Source organism: Allobosea lupini (assembly GCF_900109525.1).
Taxonomy (GTDB): Bacteria; Pseudomonadota; Alphaproteobacteria; order Rhizobiales; family Beijerinckiaceae; genus Allobosea; species Allobosea lupini.
In genome coordinates this window covers 176,336-193,958 of sequence record NZ_FOAN01000006.1, presented here as the reverse complement: position 1 = coordinate 193,958, position 17,623 = coordinate 176,336, and the positions used below count along the sequence as shown (strand labels likewise).

The 17,623-nt window shown below is 67.5% G+C and carries 21 protein-coding genes and 2 tRNA genes; 11 read left to right on the top strand and 12 right to left on the bottom strand.

Annotated elements, in window-relative coordinates:
- Positions 1–89: 89 nt before the first annotated feature.
- A complete protein-coding gene (locus tag BMZ21_RS18785) occupies positions 90–716 on the top strand; it encodes a biotin transporter BioY (protein ID WP_208862320.1) in 627 nt (208 codons plus the stop codon).
- 76 nt (positions 717–792) lie between these two features.
- Here the strand turns inward: BMZ21_RS18785 and BMZ21_RS30405 are convergent, their stop codons facing one another.
- Complete coding sequence (locus BMZ21_RS30405) at positions 793–936, bottom strand: hypothetical protein (protein WP_158673395.1); 144 nt, start codon at positions 934–936, stop codon at positions 793–795.
- Between the two features lie 226 nt (positions 937–1,162).
- On the opposite strand from BMZ21_RS30405, the gene BMZ21_RS18780 reads away from it, so the two are divergent.
- Entirely contained in the window at positions 1,163–1,567 is a 405-nt protein-coding gene (locus BMZ21_RS18780; protein WP_143079736.1) for a hypothetical protein, read from the top strand.
- Positions 1,560–3,017, top strand: a complete 1,458-nt coding sequence (locus tag BMZ21_RS18775; protein WP_091837583.1) for a methyl-accepting chemotaxis protein — start codon at positions 1,560–1,562, stop codon at positions 3,015–3,017. The genes BMZ21_RS18780 and BMZ21_RS18775 overlap by 8 nt, the downstream gene beginning before the upstream one ends.
- Before the next feature lie 375 nt (positions 3,018–3,392).
- On the opposite strand, the gene BMZ21_RS29975 is transcribed toward BMZ21_RS18775, so the two are convergent.
- Positions 3,393–3,743 carry an Ig-like domain-containing protein gene (locus BMZ21_RS29975; RefSeq protein WP_143079735.1) on the bottom strand — a complete coding sequence of 117 codons (351 nt, stop codon included), beginning with the start codon at positions 3,741–3,743 and terminating at the stop codon, positions 3,393–3,395.
- A 352-nt stretch (positions 3,744–4,095) separates the two neighbouring features.
- A tRNA-Pro gene (locus BMZ21_RS18770) sits at positions 4,096–4,172 on the bottom strand.
- A gap of 192 nt (positions 4,173–4,364) precedes the next feature.
- Here BMZ21_RS18770 and BMZ21_RS18765 point away from each other — a divergent pair.
- A tRNA-Gln gene (locus BMZ21_RS18765) sits at positions 4,365–4,439 on the top strand.
- Positions 4,440–4,611: 172 nt separating this feature from the next.
- Entirely contained in the window at positions 4,612–4,842 is a 231-nt protein-coding gene (locus BMZ21_RS18760; RefSeq protein WP_091837580.1) for a hypothetical protein, read from the top strand.
- A gap of 134 nt (positions 4,843–4,976) precedes the next feature.
- Here BMZ21_RS18760 and BMZ21_RS18755 read toward each other — a convergent pair whose 3' ends face one another.
- The 6 genes from BMZ21_RS18755 to mdlC are packed head-to-tail and all read right to left on the bottom strand — an operon-like array spanning position 4,977 to position 12,041.
- Positions 4,977–6,041 (bottom strand): TRAP transporter substrate-binding protein, encoded by a 1,065-nt coding sequence (locus tag BMZ21_RS18755; protein WP_091837577.1) that lies wholly within the window; start codon positions 6,039–6,041, stop codon positions 4,977–4,979.
- Between the two features lie 46 nt (positions 6,042–6,087).
- Entirely contained in the window at positions 6,088–7,422 is a 1,335-nt protein-coding gene (locus BMZ21_RS18750; RefSeq protein ID WP_091837575.1) for a TRAP transporter large permease, read from the bottom strand.
- On the bottom strand, positions 7,419–7,967 hold the full coding sequence (locus BMZ21_RS18745) for a TRAP transporter small permease (protein WP_091837573.1): 549 nt from the start codon (positions 7,965–7,967) through the stop codon (positions 7,419–7,421). Before BMZ21_RS18745 ends, BMZ21_RS18750 begins: the two co-directional genes overlap by 4 nt.
- A 51-nt stretch (positions 7,968–8,018) precedes the next feature.
- Complete coding sequence (locus BMZ21_RS18740) at positions 8,019–8,942, bottom strand: ketopantoate reductase family protein (RefSeq protein WP_208862319.1); 924 nt, start codon at positions 8,940–8,942, stop codon at positions 8,019–8,021.
- Positions 8,943–8,950: 8 nt separating this feature from the next.
- Positions 8,951–10,411, bottom strand: a complete 1,461-nt coding sequence (locus tag BMZ21_RS18735) for an aldehyde dehydrogenase (RefSeq protein WP_091837571.1) — start codon at positions 10,409–10,411, stop codon at positions 8,951–8,953.
- Positions 10,412–10,427: 16 nt separating this feature from the next.
- A complete protein-coding gene (gene mdlC, locus BMZ21_RS18730; RefSeq protein ID WP_091837568.1) occupies positions 10,428–12,041 on the bottom strand; it encodes a benzoylformate decarboxylase in 1,614 nt (537 codons plus the stop codon).
- Positions 12,042–12,120: 79 nt separating this feature from the next.
- Here mdlC and BMZ21_RS18725 point away from each other — a divergent pair, with 79 nt between their 5' ends.
- A complete protein-coding gene (locus BMZ21_RS18725; protein WP_208862318.1) occupies positions 12,121–13,047 on the top strand; it encodes a LysR family transcriptional regulator in 927 nt (308 codons plus the stop codon).
- A 28-nt stretch (positions 13,048–13,075) separates the two neighbouring features.
- Here the strand turns inward: BMZ21_RS18725 and BMZ21_RS18720 are convergent, their stop codons facing one another.
- Together BMZ21_RS18720 and BMZ21_RS18715 are read right to left on the bottom strand one after the other, a co-directional pair.
- Complete coding sequence (locus tag BMZ21_RS18720) at positions 13,076–13,555, bottom strand: DUF411 domain-containing protein (protein WP_091837565.1); 480 nt, start codon at positions 13,553–13,555, stop codon at positions 13,076–13,078.
- Between the two features lie 8 nt (positions 13,556–13,563).
- Positions 13,564–13,944 (bottom strand): heavy-metal-associated domain-containing protein, encoded by a 381-nt coding sequence (locus tag BMZ21_RS18715; RefSeq protein WP_244543903.1) that lies wholly within the window; start codon positions 13,942–13,944, stop codon positions 13,564–13,566.
- Positions 13,945–14,025: 81 nt separating this feature from the next.
- Between BMZ21_RS18715 and BMZ21_RS18710 the strand changes: the two genes are divergently transcribed.
- Both BMZ21_RS18710 and BMZ21_RS18705 read left to right on the top strand, forming a co-directional pair.
- Positions 14,026–14,574, top strand: a complete 549-nt coding sequence (locus BMZ21_RS18710; RefSeq protein ID WP_091837562.1) for a chromate transporter — start codon at positions 14,026–14,028, stop codon at positions 14,572–14,574.
- An 11-nt stretch (positions 14,575–14,585) separates the two neighbouring features.
- A complete protein-coding gene (locus BMZ21_RS18705) occupies positions 14,586–15,122 on the top strand; it encodes a chromate transporter (protein WP_091837559.1) in 537 nt (178 codons plus the stop codon).
- 18 nt (positions 15,123–15,140) lie between these two features.
- On the opposite strand, the gene BMZ21_RS18700 is transcribed toward BMZ21_RS18705, so the two are convergent.
- Positions 15,141–15,659: a thioredoxin family protein gene (locus BMZ21_RS18700; RefSeq protein WP_091837557.1), complete on the bottom strand. Its 519-nt coding sequence runs from the start codon at positions 15,657–15,659 to the stop codon at positions 15,141–15,143.
- Positions 15,660–15,835: 176 nt separating this feature from the next.
- Here BMZ21_RS18700 and BMZ21_RS18695 point away from each other — a divergent pair, with 176 nt between their 5' ends.
- From BMZ21_RS18695 to BMZ21_RS18685, 3 genes are read left to right on the top strand one after another with little or no spacing between them, the layout of a single operon-like run.
- Entirely contained in the window at positions 15,836–16,144 is a 309-nt protein-coding gene (locus tag BMZ21_RS18695; protein WP_091837555.1) for a thioredoxin domain-containing protein, read from the top strand.
- Positions 16,141–16,521 carry an ArsR/SmtB family transcription factor gene (locus tag BMZ21_RS18690; RefSeq protein WP_091837552.1) on the top strand — a complete coding sequence of 127 codons (381 nt, stop codon included), beginning with the start codon at positions 16,141–16,143 and terminating at the stop codon, positions 16,519–16,521. Before BMZ21_RS18695 ends, BMZ21_RS18690 begins: the two co-directional genes overlap by 4 nt.
- A 28-nt stretch (positions 16,522–16,549) precedes the next feature.
- A complete protein-coding gene (locus BMZ21_RS18685) occupies positions 16,550–17,623 on the top strand; it encodes a YeeE/YedE family protein (RefSeq protein ID WP_091837550.1) in 1,074 nt (357 codons plus the stop codon).

Sequence of the window (17,623 nt, the reverse complement as noted above, 5' to 3'; positions counted from 1 at the left end):
ATGATCACCGGCTTGTCGGCCGGCGGGCCATTTCCTATAGACGAACGAGCCGGGCGTCGACGGCGCTCGAAGAAGAAGGACGAGATCCGATGGCCGAGACGCTGCCACTGCCCGCCACCTCCATGGTCAACGCGGCCCTGCCGGCCCTGTCCGATCCGCGCACGCGCGTCCTGCGCAATGTCGCGCTCGCCGTCGTCGGCAGCCTGCTGATCATCGCCGCCGCCAAGGTCAAGGTGCCGTTCTGGCCGGTGCCGATGACACTGCAGACGCTGGCGGTGCTCGGCCTCGGCGCCGCCTATGGCGCGCGCCTCGGCGCTGCTACCGTCGCGCTCTACATCGCCTATGGCCTGTTCGGCCTGCCGGTCTTCACCAACACCCCGCCGGTTGCGGCCGGCCCGCTCTATCTGCTCGGACCGACGGGCGGCTTCCTGATCGGTTTCGTCGCCGCCGCGGCGATCGCCGGCTGGGCCGGTTCGCGCGGCGCTTCGCTCTGGCGCCTTGCCGGCGGCGTGGTGCTGGCCGAGATCGTGCTGATGGCGCTCGGCTTCGCCTGGCTGGCGCTCGGTGCGCAGATGGCGAGCGGGGCGACCGGCATCGGCTTCGCCAAGGCGTGGGCGGCGGGTGTCGAGCCTTTCCTGCTCGGCGACCTGATCAAGGCGGCGCTGGCTGCGAGCCTGGTCGGTGCCGGCTGGTCGATGCTGAAGCGCCGCGGCTGAGCCGATAGGCCCCCCGAATCAGAAAGCCGGGGCGTTGCCCCGGCTTTTTTGTTGTCTTGAAGCGTTTCGTGCGGTGTCAGCCGGCCGGCTTCTGGCCGGTGCAGACCTTCTTCACCGGCTGCAGGAACATGTCGAGTTCCATCATGTTGCCGCAGCGGTCGCAGCCGGCGAGCAGCGTCGTGAGGCCGAGGACGGCGATGAGGCGGAAGGCGGATTTCATGCGAGCGCGGCTCCAGATTGCGGCGCGAGCATAGCGAAGCGACCTGCTGCGCGCCACTGCGCGGCTCCCCGGTCCTGGAATGGCGGGGACGTCCTGCTTGGGAGATAAGGCGGTCGAGCGGGGATTTCTCGGTTTCTACCCAGGCTTGCAGGCGAGACGCTGCGGCGAGGCCGTTTGTTCGTGTACATCCAGGTCTGGTCAGGAAGTGAACGCTGGTTCACAGTAATTGCTGCCGTTTACCTGTTGTAAAGCCCAGCAGACGCACTCTTTTGGACAGTTTCTCAACTGCGGATCGGATGCCGGGGGGCACGCGATGCGTGAAATCGGCTTCGGCCTGGTGTTCAGCCTGGCCATGGCTTTGAGCGCCTTCCTCGTCGCGGCCTGGCCGGTTCCGGGGCAGCCGATCGCTGCCTTCTTTCCCAACGGCACCTCCCAGCCGGAGATGGCGCGCGCCGTCGCGGAGGCCGGCGGCAGCATCCTCCAACTGGACCCCGCGGCGGCCGTCGCGATCAGCGTCGGCGATGGCCGCGACTATGCCGCTTCGCTCTACCGGGCCGGTGCCTGGCTCGTGATCGACGGTTCGCTGGCTCAGTCCTGCATCCGTCAGGCGAGGAGCCTTGCAAATGGGTGAAGTCGAGCGCCTCAGGACGCGGTTCGCCAGGTTCCTGATCGCGATCCTCTGGGCCAATGTCGGACTGCTCCTGGTCGCGACGCCGGCCGGCGGGCCTGCCCAGTCGAACCTCATCGTGATGGGTGCGGCTCTCGCAATCCTGAGCACCCTTGCCTGGCGCATCGACCGCATCGGCTGGGTCACGCGCCAGGTCGCCAGCGTCGCGCTCATCGGCCAGGTCATGCTGCTGGTCTATGCCTTCGCCGGACATCCCTACCAGGCCGACCTGCACATGTATTTCTTCGCCATGCTGGCGGTGCTGGCCGGCTGGCTGGACTGGCGCATCTTCCTGCCGGCGACACTCGCCATCACCGCCCACCATCTCGCGCTGAACGCCTTCAACTCGATGGGCGTGTTTCCCGGCGGCAGCGACATCAAGCGGGCTTTCCTGCACGGCGCCATCGTGACCGTCCAGGCGGCCGCGCTGAGCTGGATCGTCTGGGCGCTGCGGCAGGCGGTGGAATCGTCCGAACGGGAGCGAAGCGAGGCGCTGGCGGCTCGCTCTATCGCCGACGAGGCGCGCCGGGACGTCGCCGAGACGACGGCGCGGGCAGCGCATGAGCGGCGGCGCATCCTGCATGACCTCGCCAACGAGTTCGAGCGCAAGATCGCCGGCATCGCGCGGGCCGTAATCGCCTCGATCGCCTCGCTCAGAGCCGCATCCGTGCAGATGCGGACGGGTGCCGAAGAGGTGTCCCAGCGCTCCGTCGCCGCATCGAAGGCGTCGCGCTCGTCGTCGTCGAACGTCGTCGCCATCACTGCGGCGACCGCGGAGCTCGCCAGTTCCTTCACCGAGGTCGACCGCCAGGTGAACGAGGCCGCCCGGCTCGTCGGCGACACTACGCGGCAGGCGCTGACCGTGCTCGACAGGGTCGGCGATCTCTCGCGCAAGGTCGACGAGATCGGCAACGTCACCAATGTCATCTCGACCATCGCCCGGCACACCAACCTGCTGGCGCTCAACGCCTCGATCGAGGCCGCGAGGATCGGCAATATGGGCGGCGGCTTCGCCGTGGTCGCCCATGAGATCAAGGGGCTTGCCGACGAGACCTGGCGGGCGACCGAGCAGATCCAGAGCCAGATCGACGCGATCGGCCTCTCCGGTGCCGACGCGATCGACGCGATCGACGCGATGACGGCGACGATCGACACGCTCAACCAGATTTCGATCGCGGTCGCCGCTGTCGTGGAGAAGCAGAACGTGGCGACGGCCGGCATCGCCGAGAATGTCAGGCGCGCCGCGGATGAAACGGTCACGGCAGGCGGGCATATCGACATCGTCAGCCGTGTCGCCGAGGAGACCGGCGAGGCGGCGAATCACGTGGCGGACTCGGCCGATGTGCTGTCGCGTCAGTCGGCCGACCTCGACACTGAAGTCGCCGATTTCCTCGGCCGGATCCGGGCGGCGTGAGGGCGAGCCACCTTGCTGGCGTGCTGCGGCCATAGGAGCCGAAGGGCTGGTGCCGGGATCGCCAGTGTCGGGCGGGCTCCTCGAAACCGCCGGGACATCCGCCCAAAAACGAAAAAAGCCCCGAAGGGCTGTTTCGCAAGGTCTGATGGTGGCCGCCGACGTGCTGGAGCGTCTCCAAGGTCATGCCGAGCAGCCGGGTAGAGCGTAGGGATCAGCGCGATTCTGCATGCTCCAGGTCGCGGCGCATGCGGTACGGGCTCTGGACCATCTGGCGAGAGCTCCCCGCCGTGCGGGTGCTGCCATTGCCGGGCTGGCGCCCCGCGGTCGCCTGGCCCTCGTAAGGGCTGGCGCGACTTTAAGGAGTCGGCCAGGCTCCTACCGGATTGTCGCATTGTAAGTCAGGCGCGCGCAGCCGGAGCCTCTCAGCGAACTACCGCATATGTAAACGACAAACGAGTCTTTCCCTCTGAACCCTTTATTCGGTTTGTAAAAGAACGAGAACTCTCCGGACTGGGAGAGATTCCCGTTTGTCGGCTCCTTCATAATAACGGCTTTCTCAAAAACCATCTCAGTATTTCTGCTATGAAACGGATTGTTGTTAATCGGGGCGAAACCGTATCGGCAGCCATTTTCATCCATTTCGGTAGCAAGCGTTATCTTGCTATTTTCTTCAAAATAGAATGGCGGCCCTTGGGTGTGGCAATTTTCACGATGAAACTGCGCCATGGAATAGGTCGTACTCACAAGTAGAAAAACTACTCCAATGCCCAAAATTCTCAGCATGATTGGCGAGCTCCGATCATGTCGATATTCTTCGCATTTATTTTATAGGGTCAAGCGCCGTGCCGACGGAGAGATCATGCGCCGGGCTGAGATCCTGGCTCAGCAGATACTGAAGCAACGACCGGCAATGAAGCGAACGCCGCGCACTGTTCTGTGAGCTGCCGAATGAAAGGACCAGGCCGTCGTCACCGAGAGGTGGCGGCGGTCTCTTCGTTTCTGTCGGCAATTCTGCCGGTCAAAGAAAAAGGGCCGATCCGGCCCTGTCTCTAACTACTTGCGATATCTCGGGAAATTTTGGTCGGAGTGGCAGGATTTGAACCTGCGACCCCCTCGTCCCGAACGAGGTGCTCTACCAGGCTGAGCCACACTCCGATCAACTGGTGGCCGGCTTATAGCCAGCCGCTCGCCGCAGCGCAACAGCCAAGGGCACGGGTCGCGCGATCTTTTTCGGAAGAGCGCCGGCGCCAGGCCCCGGCTATGCGAGGGGCTCTGCGGATGTCACCTCCGGACAGGACGATCCGCTGTTGCGCGCCGCGGCGACGCGCTCTAGAACGCAGCGCAGATTGGGGCGTCGCCAAGCGGTAAGGCAGCGGTTTTTGGTACCGCCATTCCCAGGTTCGAATCCTGGCGCCCCAGCCACGCTCTCCTCACGGTCTTGGCTGGTCGCACGCGACCTTTTGCGCCCTGCGATGTCCGCCTCCGACCCAAAACGGTCATTCGCGAGTGCCATCGCGCCGTTTACAACGTCCGGTCGGCTTGACTCTCTCAGCTCACGTGTTCTCATTATGTTCTCAAATTGAGAGTGAGAACCATGTCAGCGCTGCCGGCCGACCAGAGGGTCGAGGACGCGTCCCTCGACGCCGAAATCACGGGGATGGTCGCCGAGTTGCTTGAAGAGCACGGCTCCGAGCTCGCGGCTCTGCGGGCGCTGGCGCACGATTTCCTCGTGCTGCTTGCCGATGCCGATCGCTCGGTGTCGCGCGGCTATCTGCGCGGGCTGTTCTCGGAGGGCGCGCGTCCCATTCACCGAGAGGACGAATGAGGGTGGGGGCGCTCGCGGATGGAGATCGGCAGAAGCATAACGGAGAGGGAGCCCTGACCCCTTCCGCCGCGACGTCCCGATCATCGCCGGCGCCGATGATCGGCGGCCGGCTTTCATCGCAATAGTGCTCCGGCTCACTTGCCGTATTGCTGGATCAGCGCGCGGGCGTCGGCGAGCAGCTTCTTGCCGTCCGCACCCTTGGCGCTGACCTCCTTGACCCACTCCTCCTCGACCGAGGCGGTGGCGTCGACCCAGCGCTTGTACTCGTCCTGCGGCAGGTCATAGAAAACGCCGCCCAGATCCGCCGCCTGCTTCTTGAAGGGCTCGACCACCGCGTCGAAGCCGGTCTCGCCGGCCCAGGCCGAGGTCTGCGGCCCGCTATTGGCGTCGATCACCGTCTTCAGATCGGCCGGCAGGGCGTCGTATTTCGCCTGGTTCATCCCGAACAGGAAGATCGTGTTCGAGATGCGGGGCGCTCCGGCTGGCACGTTGAGATGGTATTTGGCGATCTCGGCGAGCTTGATCGCCGGCGAGCCCTCCCACGGCACCGCCGCGCCGTCGACGACGCCCTTGGCGAGCGATTCCGGCACGGCCGGCAGCGGCATCTGCACCGGGGTCGCGCCGAGCGCGGCGATCATCTTCGAATTGGCGCGCGTCGCGGCCCGGATCTTCAGCCCCTTGATGTCGGCAAGCGTCTTCGGCTGCTTGCTGGTGAAGTGGAAGAGCGCGCCGTCATGGACATGCATGAACAGGCGCTTCACGCCCCTGTACTCGTCCTGCGCGTTCTTCTCGACATAGTCCCAGAAGGCGCTGCTGCCGGCCTTGGCCGTCACCACCATCCAGGGCAGCTCGAAGACCTCGGATTTGGCGAAGCGGCCGGCCGCATAGGTCGGCACGGTCCAGATCGCGTCGACGACGCCGTCGCGCACCTGGTCGAAGAGCTGCGCCGGGGTGCCGCCGAGCTGCATGGCCGGGTAGATCTGGCATTTCAGCCTGTCGCCGGATTCCTTGGCGATCTTGTCGCACCAGGGCTGGATCAGCTTGACCTGCGCGCTCGAGGTCGAGGGCAGGAAATGGTGGACGCGGATGACGACCTGCTGCGCCGAGGCCTGGGTCGCCGCCAGCAGGCCTGCCAGCCCGCCGACAGCCAACAGGCCACTGCGGAACCGATTGAGGATGGACTTCCGTTGCTTGCTCATGCTGCACCTCCCTGCGTGGTTGTTGTCTGCTTCTCGGTGAACGGCCTCACAGCGCCCCGAACGCCTTGACCAGGACGAGCGAGATCGAGGGGAAGGCGACGAGGAGGACGATGCGGACGAGATCGGAGGCCAGGAAGGGCATCACGCCCTTGAAGGTCTCGACCAGCGGCACGTCCTTGGCGAGGCGGTTGATGATGTAGACGTTCATCCCGACCGGCGGATGCACCAGGCCGATCTCGACCACCATCAGCGCCAGGATGCCGAACCAGATCGACTTGTCCTCGACCGACATGCCGTAGAAATCGAGCCCGACGATCATCGGATAGAAGATCGGGATCGTCAGCAGGATCATCGCCAGCGAATCCATGACGCAGCCGAGCAGGATGTAGATCAGCAGGATCATCGCCAGCACGAAAAGCGGTGCGAGGCCGCTGTCCTTGACCCAGCCTGCGAGCTCGGCCGGCATCTGCGAGAGAGCGAGCGCCGTGTTCAGCATGTCGGCGCCGAGCAGGACGAGCAGGATCATCGCCGTCGCCTGCGCCGTGCCGAGCGCGCTGTCGATCAGCCCGCGCCAGCGCATGCCGCCGCTGATCACCGCGATCGCCCCGCAGGCCGCTGCCCCGATCGCGGCCGCCTCGGTCGGCGTCGCCCAGCCGCCATAGATGCCGACGATCACCAGCACGAAGACCAGGATCACCGGAAACACGCCGGCCAGCACCTTGAGCCGCTCCGGCCACGGCACGCGCGGGCCGGCCGGGCCTGCCTCGGGATTGCGCCGCACGATGAGCTGCACCACGAACATGTAGCCGAACATCGCGATCAGGCCGGGCAGCACGGCGGCCATGAACAGCTTGCCGATCGATTCCTGCGTTAGGATCGCGTAGATCACCAGCGGCACCGAGGGCGGGATCATGATCCCGAGCGTGCCGCCGGCGGCGAGCGCGCCGGTGGCGAGGCTGCCGGAATAGCGGTAGCGGCGCAGCTCGGGCAGGGCGACCTGGCCCATCGTCGCTGCGGTTGCCAGCGAGGAGCCGCAGATCGCGCCGAAGCCGGCGCAGGCGCCGATAGCCGCCATGGCGACGCCGCCACGGCGATGGCCGATGAAGGCGCTGACGCAGCGGAACAGGCTCGCCGACAGGCCGCCATGGGTGGCGAACTGGCCCATCAGCAGGAAGAGCGGGATGACCGTCAGGTCGTAGTTCGACAAGCGGGCATAGGGGATGGATTTCAGGATATTGAGCCAGGGCGCCCAGTTGCCGCCCATCAGGTAGACATAGCCGCCGGAGCCCGCGACGAACATCGCGATGCCGATCGGCACGCGGAACGCCATCAAGGCCAGCAGGCAGGCGAAGATGGTGAAGCCGATCGAGATCCCGCTCATCGACGGGCCTCCTCGCGATGCAGGGCTTCCTGGGCATGGCGTGTCGCCATGTAGAAGCCGGCCAGCGCCAGCATCGCAAAGCCCGGCGCCATCGCGATCTGCGCCCACCAGACCGGAATATCGAGGATCGCCGAGGTTTCGCCATCCTGCCGGGTGCCGATCGCGCCGACATAGACGCGCCAGGTCAGGACGGCTCCGACCAGCCCGACCAGGAGCGAGCCGAAGGCGTCGAGCAGGTGGTTGACCCAGGGCAGGGCCGCGGCGGTGAAGAAGTCGACCTTCACGTCGCCATGGTTGAGGTGGCAATAGGCGAAGAAGGCAGCGGAGGCGGCCGCGGCGATCATCTGCAGGAGCTCGACATCGCCGGGGACCGGGGCGGAAAACAGCTTGCGGCCGACGATCGAGACGATCGACATCGCGACGAGCCCGACGAAGAGCAGCCCGCCGACGATCGCCAGGACTTTCGCGACGGCCAGCAGCACGCGCCCTGACGGCCCGAAGACGATCGGATCGTTCGCCGGTGCGCCCGGCACGGGTTCCTGCATCTGCGCTTCTCCCCTCATTCCTGCCGGCGCGAGTTGTCCCGCGTCCGGTCGTCAGGCGGCGTGCTCCGCCAATTTCACCAATGCGTAGAGCGTCTCGGTCCGTGGAACGGCGATGCCGTGCCTTTCGGCGGCACGAACGATCGCGCCGTTCAGCGTCTCGATCTCGGTCGGGCGTTTCGCCAGCAGGTCCTGCAGCATCGAGGGCTTGTGCCCGCCATGGTGGTCGAGCGCATGGTCGATCGTCGCATGGGTGCGCTCGGCCAAGACCGCGAGCCCCTCCGCCTGCGCTACGGCGAGAGTCTCGCTCGCGACGGCATGGGCGAGCCGCCGCCCTTCGGCCGCAGCGCCAAGGCCACCGACCGTGCGCTGGGTAACCGCGCACAGGCTGTTCAGTGCCACATTGAAGGCGACCTTTTCCCAGATCGCGACGACCGCATCGGGATCGACCGTGCAGGGCAGCCCGGCCGCGTCCAGCGCTGCCGCCAGCGCAGCGAGTGCGGCGTTCTCGCTGCCATCGGCCATGACGACGCGGGTCTTGCTCTCGCCGTGCGAATGTACCTCGCCGGGCGCGACGAGATCGGCCGGGACGGTGGTCATGCCGATGGCGATGCGCGAGGCGTCGGCGAAGGCCGTCAGCTTCTCGGCGTTGCCGAGCCCGTTCTGCAGGCTGAGCAGGCGGGTCTGCGGCCCGATGAGATGCCTGGCAGCCGCGAGCGCGCCTTGCGTATGCATCGCCTTGGTGAAGACGATGAGCCAGTCCGGCTGTCTTGTCGCCTCCTCCGGCCGCTTGATCGGGATCGCGAGCCGGCGCTCGCCGGCATCGTTGCGGATCAGCAGGCCCTGCTCGCGAACCGCGGCGATCTGGGCCGGGTTGACGTCGATGAGCTCGACCGCATGCCCGGCTTCGGCCATGAGCCCGCCGAACAGCGATCCCATCGCGCCGGCGCCGAGTATCGAGATCCGGATCGGGCTCATCTGCACGTCTAGAACGGGTAGTGGCGCTGCGTGGTCTGCAGCGTCAGCCAGCGCAATTCGGTGAAGGCCTCGATGCCGGCGCGCCCGCCGAAGCGGCCATAGCCGCTGTTCTTGACGCCGCCGAAGGGCATCTGCGCCTCGTCGTGCACGGTCGGGCCGTTGACATGGCAGATGCCGGATTCGATCCGCGAAGCGACACGCCAGCCGCGCGCCGTGTCGCCGGTGAAGACGGCAGCCGAGAGACCGTAGGGGTTGTCGTTGGCGCAGGCGATCGCCGCTTCCTCGCCGTCGACGCGCACGATCGCCTTGACCGGGCCGAAGCTCTCCTCGCCATAGATCCGCATAGCCGGGGTGACATGGTCGAGCAGCGTCGCCGGGAACAAGGTCGTCTCCGACTTGCCGCCGCAGACGAGCGTCGCGCCCTTGGCGAGCGCGTCGTCGATCAGGGCGTTGCAGCGCTGGGTCGCCTTCATGTCGACGACCGAGCCGAGAACCACCGGCCCCTTGCGGGGATCGCCGAGCGGGAGGCTCGTTGCTTTCGCGGCGAGCCGGGTGACGAAATCGTCGGCTATCGCGCTATCGACCACGATGCGCTCGGTCGACATGCAGATCTGGCCGGAATTAGCGAAGGCGCCGAAGGCGATGCCGGCGACCGCCGCGTCGAGATCGGCATCGTCGAGGACGAGCGCTGGCGCCTTGCCGCCGAGCTCCAGCACCACCGGCTTCAGATGCTCGGCGCAGAGCTTGGCGATGATGCGACCGACATGGGTCGAGCCGGTGAAGTTGACGCGCCTGACCGCAGGGTGCGCCACCATCGCCGCGACGACCTCGGCGGCATCCTCCGGCGCATTGGTGACGAAGTTGACGACGCCCTCGGGCAACCCCGCCTCCTGCAGCGCCGCGATGATCAGCCCATGGGTGCGCGGGCAGAGCTCCGAGCCCTTCAGCACGACGGTGTTGCCGCAGGCGAGCGGCACGGCGACGGCGCGGGTGGCGAGGATGACCGGTGCGTTCCATGGCGCCATGCCGAGCACGACACCGGCCGGCTGACGCACCGCCATGGCGAGGCTGCCGGGCACATTGGAGGGGATGACCTCGCCGCTGATCTGCGTCGTCAGCGCGGCGGCCTCGATCAGCATGTCGGCGGCGAGATGGACGTTGAAGCCGGCCCAGATCGCGGAGGCCCCCGTCTCGGCCGACATCGCCGCCGTGAAGTCCGCAGCGCGCGCCTCCAGCGCATGCGCGCCCTTGACCAGCAGCTCGCGACGCTTCGCGGGGGGCGTCTGCGACCAGGCCGGGAAAGCACGGGCGGCGGCCTCGACCGCAGCGCGCGCGTCGTCCGGCGTCGCCGCGGCGGCGCGGCTGGCGACGGAGCCGTCGAGCGGATTCAGGCGCTCGAAGACGCGCCCGCCGGTCGCCGAGACCGCCTTGCCGTCGATCAGGTGATTTATGGTGTCGGTGCTGGTCATCTCTGGGCCTCGCAAATCAGGCGATCACGATATCGATCAGGTTCGGGCCGGACGCAGCGAAGGCGGCGCGCAGGCGCGGGGCGAGGTCTTCGGGGCGCTCGACCCGCTCGCCCGACACGCCCTGCCCACCGGCCAATTGCGCGAAATCGAGGCCCGGCAATTCGGTTCCGGCCGGCTTGTCGTTCGGCGCGTAACCGAAGACCGGTGCGAAATCCTGAAGCGCCGCATAGCGACGATTGTTGAGGATCAGGAAGGTCATCGGCAGGTCGAGCTGGGCGGCGCTGTAGAGCGCCTGGATCGAATAGAGGCTGGAACCGTCGCCGATCAGCGCGATCACCCGGCCCGGCAGCTTCATCCGCCGGCGTGCCAGGGCGATGCCGACCGCCGCCGGCATGCTGTGGCCGAGACCGCCGCTCGCCATGGTGTAGAAGCTGTCGGCGCCGTTCATCGGCAGATAGGTCTGGATGGTCGAGCGGGTGCTCGGCGCCTCCTCGACCACGACGTCGTCGGCATGACGCTCCCGGTCGATCACCGAGAGCGCATAGGCGGCCGACATCGGCACGCCGGGTAATGGGGCAGGGGGCGCAGGGCGGGACAGCGCCGCCTCGCGCCCGCTACCGGGAGCGCTCGCGTTCAGTAGCGCCCGCGCGCCGAGGTCGAGGCTGGCGATGACGCTGTCGCCGACCGGCGCCCAGGCGGCCTGCTGCGGATCGTCGACGATCTGTGCGAGCTGCGCGCCTTCTGGGACGTGCGGACCGTTGCCCTCGACATGATAGGTGAAGGCCGGCGCCCCCAACACCAGGATGAAGTCGTGCGGTGCCAGGCGCTCGACGATCTTCTCGCGCATCGCCGGCAGGAAGCCGCAGAACTGGCGATGGCGCTCGGGAAACCCGCAGCGCGCGCACATTGGCGGGACATAGACCGAGGCCTGATGGCGCTCGGCGAGCGCGACGACATCGGCGACGGCCAAATCGCGGGCGACGCCGGCGCCGACGACGAAGGCCGGCCGCTTGCTCGCGTTGAGGCGTTCGGCGATCGCGGCGATCGCATCCGGTGCCGGCGCAAGCGCCTGGCTGACGCGGCGCGGCATGACGAGTTCGCCCGGCTGGTCCCAGTCATCGGCCGGGATCGAGATGAAGACCGGGCCGCGCGGCGGCTGCATCGCGATGTGATAGGCCCGCGCCAGGGCCAGCGGCAGGTCGGCGCCGCGCGCCGGCTCGATCGCCCATTTGACGTAAGGCTTCGGGAGCTCGGTCGCCTGCACCGAGGCGAGGAACGGGTCGAAGGGCAGGATCGAGCGTGCCTGCTGGCCGGCGGTGATCAGGAGCGGCGTCTGGTTCTTGAACGCCGTGAAGATGTTGCCCATGGCGTGGCCGACGCCGGCCGCCGAGTGCAGGTTGACCAATGCCGCATTGCGCGTCGCCTGGGCATAGCCGTCGGCCATCCCGACCACGACCGCTTCCTGCAGGCCGAGCACATAGCGGAAATCCTCGGGATACTCGCGGAACATCGGCAGTTCGGTCGAGCCGGGATTGCCGAAGACCGTATCGATCTTGAGCTGGCGCAGCAGGTCGAGCACGGCGTCGCGGACGCTCGGGCGAGAAGGGGAGGATGTGCTGTCGGCTGGCATGCGCGTCCCTCGGATCGCAGGCACTGTGGCGGCACACTGGCCATTGCTCAATTAGATGAAGCGACTAAGTATTATTCGCATGGCGAATATCGATGCGATCGACCTGAACCTGCTGAGGCTGTTCGACGCGGTGTACCGCACCCGCAATGTCAGCCGCGCGGCCGAAGAGCTCGGCCTTTCGCAACCGGCGACGAGCCAGGCGCTGACGCGGCTGCGGCTGCTGCTGCGCGATCCGCTGTTCGAGCGCGGGGCCGGCGGCGTCAGGCCGACCGCCCGCTCCGAGCGTCTCGCGCATTCGGTCCAGGCGGGGCTGGCCCTGCTGGAAGCCGGCCTCAACGAAGGCGAGCGTTTCGACCCTGCTACGACGGATGCCGAATTGCGCCTGCATCTCAGCGATATCGGCGAGGGCCGCTTCCTGCCGCCGCTGATGACGACCTTTCGCGAGATCGCGCCGAACCTGCGCATTGTCGCGCGCGCCTGGCCGCATGAGGCGATCTCCGAGGCGCTGGACAACGGCCAGCTGCATTTCGCGCTCGGCTTCCTGCCGACCGTGGGCGGCACCGCCCATGCGGAAATGCTGAGCGATCGCTACCAGGTCTTCGTGCGCGCCGACCATCCGGTGACGCAACGGGCGGTCGACGGCGCCTTGAGCGCCGACGATATCGCGAAGCTCGACTTCGTTGCGGTGCGCTCGCATGCCCAGACGCAGCGCATGCTGGAGATGCTGCATCTCGACCCGCGCATCCGGCTGGTCGTCTCCAGCTTCATGGCGCTGCCGCCGATCATCCGCGCTACCGACCTCGCCGTGCTGATGCCGCGCCAGATCGGCCTGCACCTCGAGCCGCTCGGCGCCTTCGCCCTGCTCGAGCCGGCGCTGCCGCAGCGCGATTTCAGCGTCGCGCTGCACTGGAGCCGGCGGCATGCCCAGAACGCGATGCTGCGCTGGGCGCGGGAGGTCATCCTGGAGCTGTTTCGCAATCAGCAGCGAGCCGATCCAGGCGGCTAGGACCGTCCGTTCGCTGGCGTGAGGATCGTCAGATCGGCTGTGATCCGCGATAGCGCGCGAAGACGTTCTGCCGGCCGGCCGAGAAGACCACGACGTCATAAATGTCGGGCGCCTGACCCGGCACTTCCATGCCGGGCGAACCGACGGGCATGCCGGCGACGGCGAGGCCGATCACCTTCGGACGCTCGGCAAGCAGGCGCTTGATCGCCTGCGCCGGAACATGGCCCTCCAGCACATAGCCGCCGATCTCGGCGGTGTGGCAGGAGGCGAGCGCATCGGGCACGCCGAGCTTCAGCTTGAGCGGCGCGACGTCCGCGACCTCGACCACCTCGACCGGGAAGCCGGCCGCCTGCACATGCTTGACCCAGTTGCCGCAGCAGCCGCAGTTCGGATCGCGCGTCACGACCATCTTCGGCAGCGCCTCGGCGGCATCAGCCGGTCGCGGCAGCGCGAATGCGGCGGCGCCGAACAGCAGTGCGCGGCGGGAGAGGGTGAGCTCGTTCGCCATGCTCCGCCTCAATCGACCAGTTCCTCGCCCGGCGTATAACCGGCCGTGCTGATGGCCGACCTGATCGCGGCGACATCGGCGCTGCCCTCAACGCTGACCAACTTCGAGCCGGGATCGGCGGTAACGGAAGTGCCGGGGACCTTGCCCTCGACCGCCTGCTTGATCGCGCCGGCGCAATGGCCGCAGGCCATATCCTCGACGCGAAAGCTGACCGCACCGCCGGGGGTGGGTGTGACAGCTGAGGCGGTGGTCGAATGCTGCTGGCAGGAGCACATGGCGGCAAAGTCCTTCGACTGGTGATTGGCGCACTCTGCACCTTCCAACGATGGCAAGGTCAAGCGCCTTTCGCGCTTTTCTTGCCGGCGCCGGCGACACGCCGTGGCGCTCATGCCGGATATGCAGCATGGGGCTGGCCGGGCGGCGCAAAGCCTGCATTGTTCGCGGGAAAGACGAGGCTGCCACGAACGCCCATGTCCGAGCCAGACGTCCCGCGGCCAACGCCGCTGCAACTCTTCCTGATATTCGCCCGCATCGGCCTGACCAGCTTCGGCGGCGGGCTCAGCGGCTGGATGCTGCGGGAGTTCGTGCAGCGCCGCCGCCTGCTGAGCGAGGAGGATTTCCTGAACGGCCTCTCGATCGCGCAGGCGCTGCCCGGCGTCAACGTCACCAATATGGCGATCTGGATCGGCTATAGACTGGCCGGGCGGGCCGGGGCCGCCGCCTCCTGGCTCGGCATCGTCGTCCCGGCCGCGATCGTCATCGTCCTGATCGGCAGCGCCTTCGCCTGGATCTCCGGCTACGAGCTCAGCCATGTCGCGCTCGACGGCGCGGCCGCCGCGGCGATCGGCCTGTCGCTGGCGATGGGGCTGACGGCGGCGCGGCGCGTGCCGCGGCGAATCTTCCCGCTCGCCGTCATGGCCGCGACCTTCATCGCTGTCGTGGTCCTGCACTGGCCGCTGCTCTGGACGGTGCTCGGCATCGGCTCGCTCAGCGTCGCCGTGGCCTATCATCAGGCCTGAAGAGGCCAGCGATGCCGCCCACCGCCTTCAGCATCCTCCTCGTCTTCCTGCCGCTGTCGCTGGTCACGATCGGCGGCGGCCAGAGCGCGATCGCCGACATGCACCGCCAGATCGTCGACGTGAACCACTGGCTGAGCGCCTCGCAATTCGTCGACGCCTTCGCCATCGCCCGGCTGGCGCCCGGGCCGGGTTCGCTGCTGGCGACTCTGATCGGCTGGCAGATCGCCGGCTTCTGGGGGGCGCTCGCCGCGACGGTCGGCATCTTCGGGCCGACGGCGGTGCTGATCTATGCGGTGACCAGCCTGTGGTCGCGCTATCAGGGCGCCCGCATCCTCACGGCGCTGGAGACGGGCCTGCGGCCGGTCGCGGCCGGGATGATCCTGGCGGCGAGCTATGTCCTGATCCAGGCGCTCGACGGCGGCTGGTTCGCGCGCGGTCTCGCCTTGCTTTCGACCGCGCTCCTGATGCTGACGCCGGTCAACCCGCTGCTGCTGATCGGAGCCGGGGCCGGCTGCTTCATTGGCCTGCACATGCTGGCGCTGGTCTAGGCGGCCGGGCGTCCGGTTTCACACGCCGTTCCTGACAGCGCGGAACTGGGCGATGAAGGCCTGCGGCTCCAGCAGCGAGGCCATGCGCGCGACCTCGCGCTCCCTTGGCGGCTTCGCCGCGAGCCCGACGGCGCTGGTCGGGAAGAACTGGATCGCCGGCGTGCCCTCGATGCCGTAGTGCTTCGCCAGCGCCTTCTCGGTCAGCTTGCCCCCGCCGAAATCGGTGACCTCGCGGGCGCCGAGAATGTTGAGGTGCAGCACCGCGAAATTGTCGCGGATATAAGTCTCGATGGCGGGGTCGGCGAGATGAACTTGGTGCATGCGCCGGCAGGCCGGGCAGTTGCGCAGGCCCCAGAGGATCGCGAAGCGCTTGCCGGCCTGGTTCGCATTGGTCAGGTCCTCGGCGAGGTCGAGAAAGCTCTCGACATACCAGTCCTCCTGGTAGAGCCCGTCCTCGCCGAGCTTGGCCTTGGCGAAACTCGGCGCCGCCGACATTGCCAGCACCGCGCTCGCCAGCAGGCTGCGTCGTGTGATCATGGCGTCGCCTCCGCGCCGAGCTTCATCAGGCTCTGGTATAAACATATGAATACGACTATGTTCGGCGAATGATTGCAAGCGGCAGATATCGGGCGGGGCTCGCCGCAGCGTTCACGTTGTCGCTATTGTTCTCGCTGCCGGCCCTGTCGCGGCCAGCCTTCGGAGCCGAGCTCGTAATGTACACGCGCAATGGCTGCCCGTTCTGCTTGCGCTTCGAGCGCGAGGCCGCGCCGGTCTATGCCAGGACGCCCGAAGGCAAGGCGGCGCCGCTGCGGCGGGTCGACCTGCCGGCCGGCGGCGTGCGGGGCGAGGGCTTGCGCGAGCCGGTGATCGCGACGCCGACCTTCGTGCTGATGGAGGAGGGCCAGGAAGTCGGCCGGATCACCGGCTATCTCAACGACGACATGTTCTGGGGTTTGCTCGGGCGGCTGGTTGCTGTCATTGAGACTCCTCAGGTTCAACGATCAGGCGCACAGACCCAATGACCGCGATCGTCTCGAAAGCGCTCGAAACCGAACTGCGCGACGGCGCCGAGTTCTCGCCCGAGCTCGACCAGCTGATGCGCAAGGCCCGCAAGGCCAGCGATTTCCTGAAAGCGCTCTCGCATGAGAACCGCTTGCTGCTGCTCTGCCTGCTGGCCGAGCGCGAGCGGACGGTCACCGAGCTGGAGAACCTGCTCTCGCTGCGCCAGCCCATGGTCTCGCAGCAGCTCGCGCGCCTGCGCCTCGACCAGCTCGTCACCACCCGCCGCGACGGCAAGGCGATCTATTACAGCCTCGCCAGCGACGATGTCCGGCGCGTCATCGCCGTGATCTACGACATCTTCTGCAATCCGCCAGGACCCGAAGCCGGCAAATCGTGAGCGCCAATAGCGGCCAGCGGCGATTGCCATGATCGAGCTGCCGGCCTGGGGCGCGGCACTGGCTGGTGTCGCCGTCGGCGCCGCCTGCGGCTTCACCGTCCGCCGCGCGCGCCTTTGCTCTTTCGGTGCGGTCGAGGATGCCTGGATGGGCGGCGACACCCGCCGCCTCAGGATTTTTGGCCTTGCGCTCGCGATCGCACTGATCGGCACGCAGGCGCTGATCGGACTCAATCTGCTCGACCCCGCCAATTCCACCTATGTCCAGGCCGCCTTGCCCTGGCTGTCGATCCTCGTCGGCAGCACCTTGTTCGGTCTCGGCATGGCGCTGGTCGGCACCTGCGGCTTCGGCTCGCTGATCCGGCTCGGCTCGGGCGACCTGCGCAGCCTGATCGTAATGATGGTGTTCGGCGCGGTCGCCTATGCGACGCTGCGCGGCATGTTGGCCCCGATCCGGATCGAGGTGCTGGAGAAAGTCTACTGGCCGCTGCCCGGCGGCCTCAAGGGCGATCTCGCCGGCATCCTGACCTATCTCGGCGCTCCGGCCGCACGTGTCCTGATCACTGCTGTCGGGGCCATCGTCCTGATCGCCATCGTTGCGCTCGACCCGCGCCTGCGCCGCTCGCCACGCCTGCTGCTGGCGGGCTTGACGCTCGGCCTCGCCGTCGTCGCCGGCTGGTGGGTGACCGGCATCGCCGTCGATGCCTTCGAGACCGTGCCGCGGGCGCAGAGCCTGACCTTCGTCTCCCCGGTCGGCCGGGCGCTCTATGCCGTGCTGAGCGCGCCCTCGGTTCTGCTCGAATTCGGCATCGGCACGTTGGCCGGCGTCACGCTCGGCTCGTTCCTGTCGGCGCTCTACGACCGGGAATTCCGTTGGGAAGCCTTCGACGACGACCGCGAGATGCGCCGCCATCTCCTCGGCGCCGTGCTGATGGGCGGCGGCGGCGTGCTCGCCGGTGGCTGCACGATCGGACAGGGCATCTCTGCCGGCTCGATGATGGCGCTGTCCTGGCCGCTGGCGGTCGCGGGCATGATGATCGGCGCGCGGATCGGCATAGCTTTCCTGGTCGAAGGCTCGATCAGGGGGCTGTGGCAGCGCGGCTGA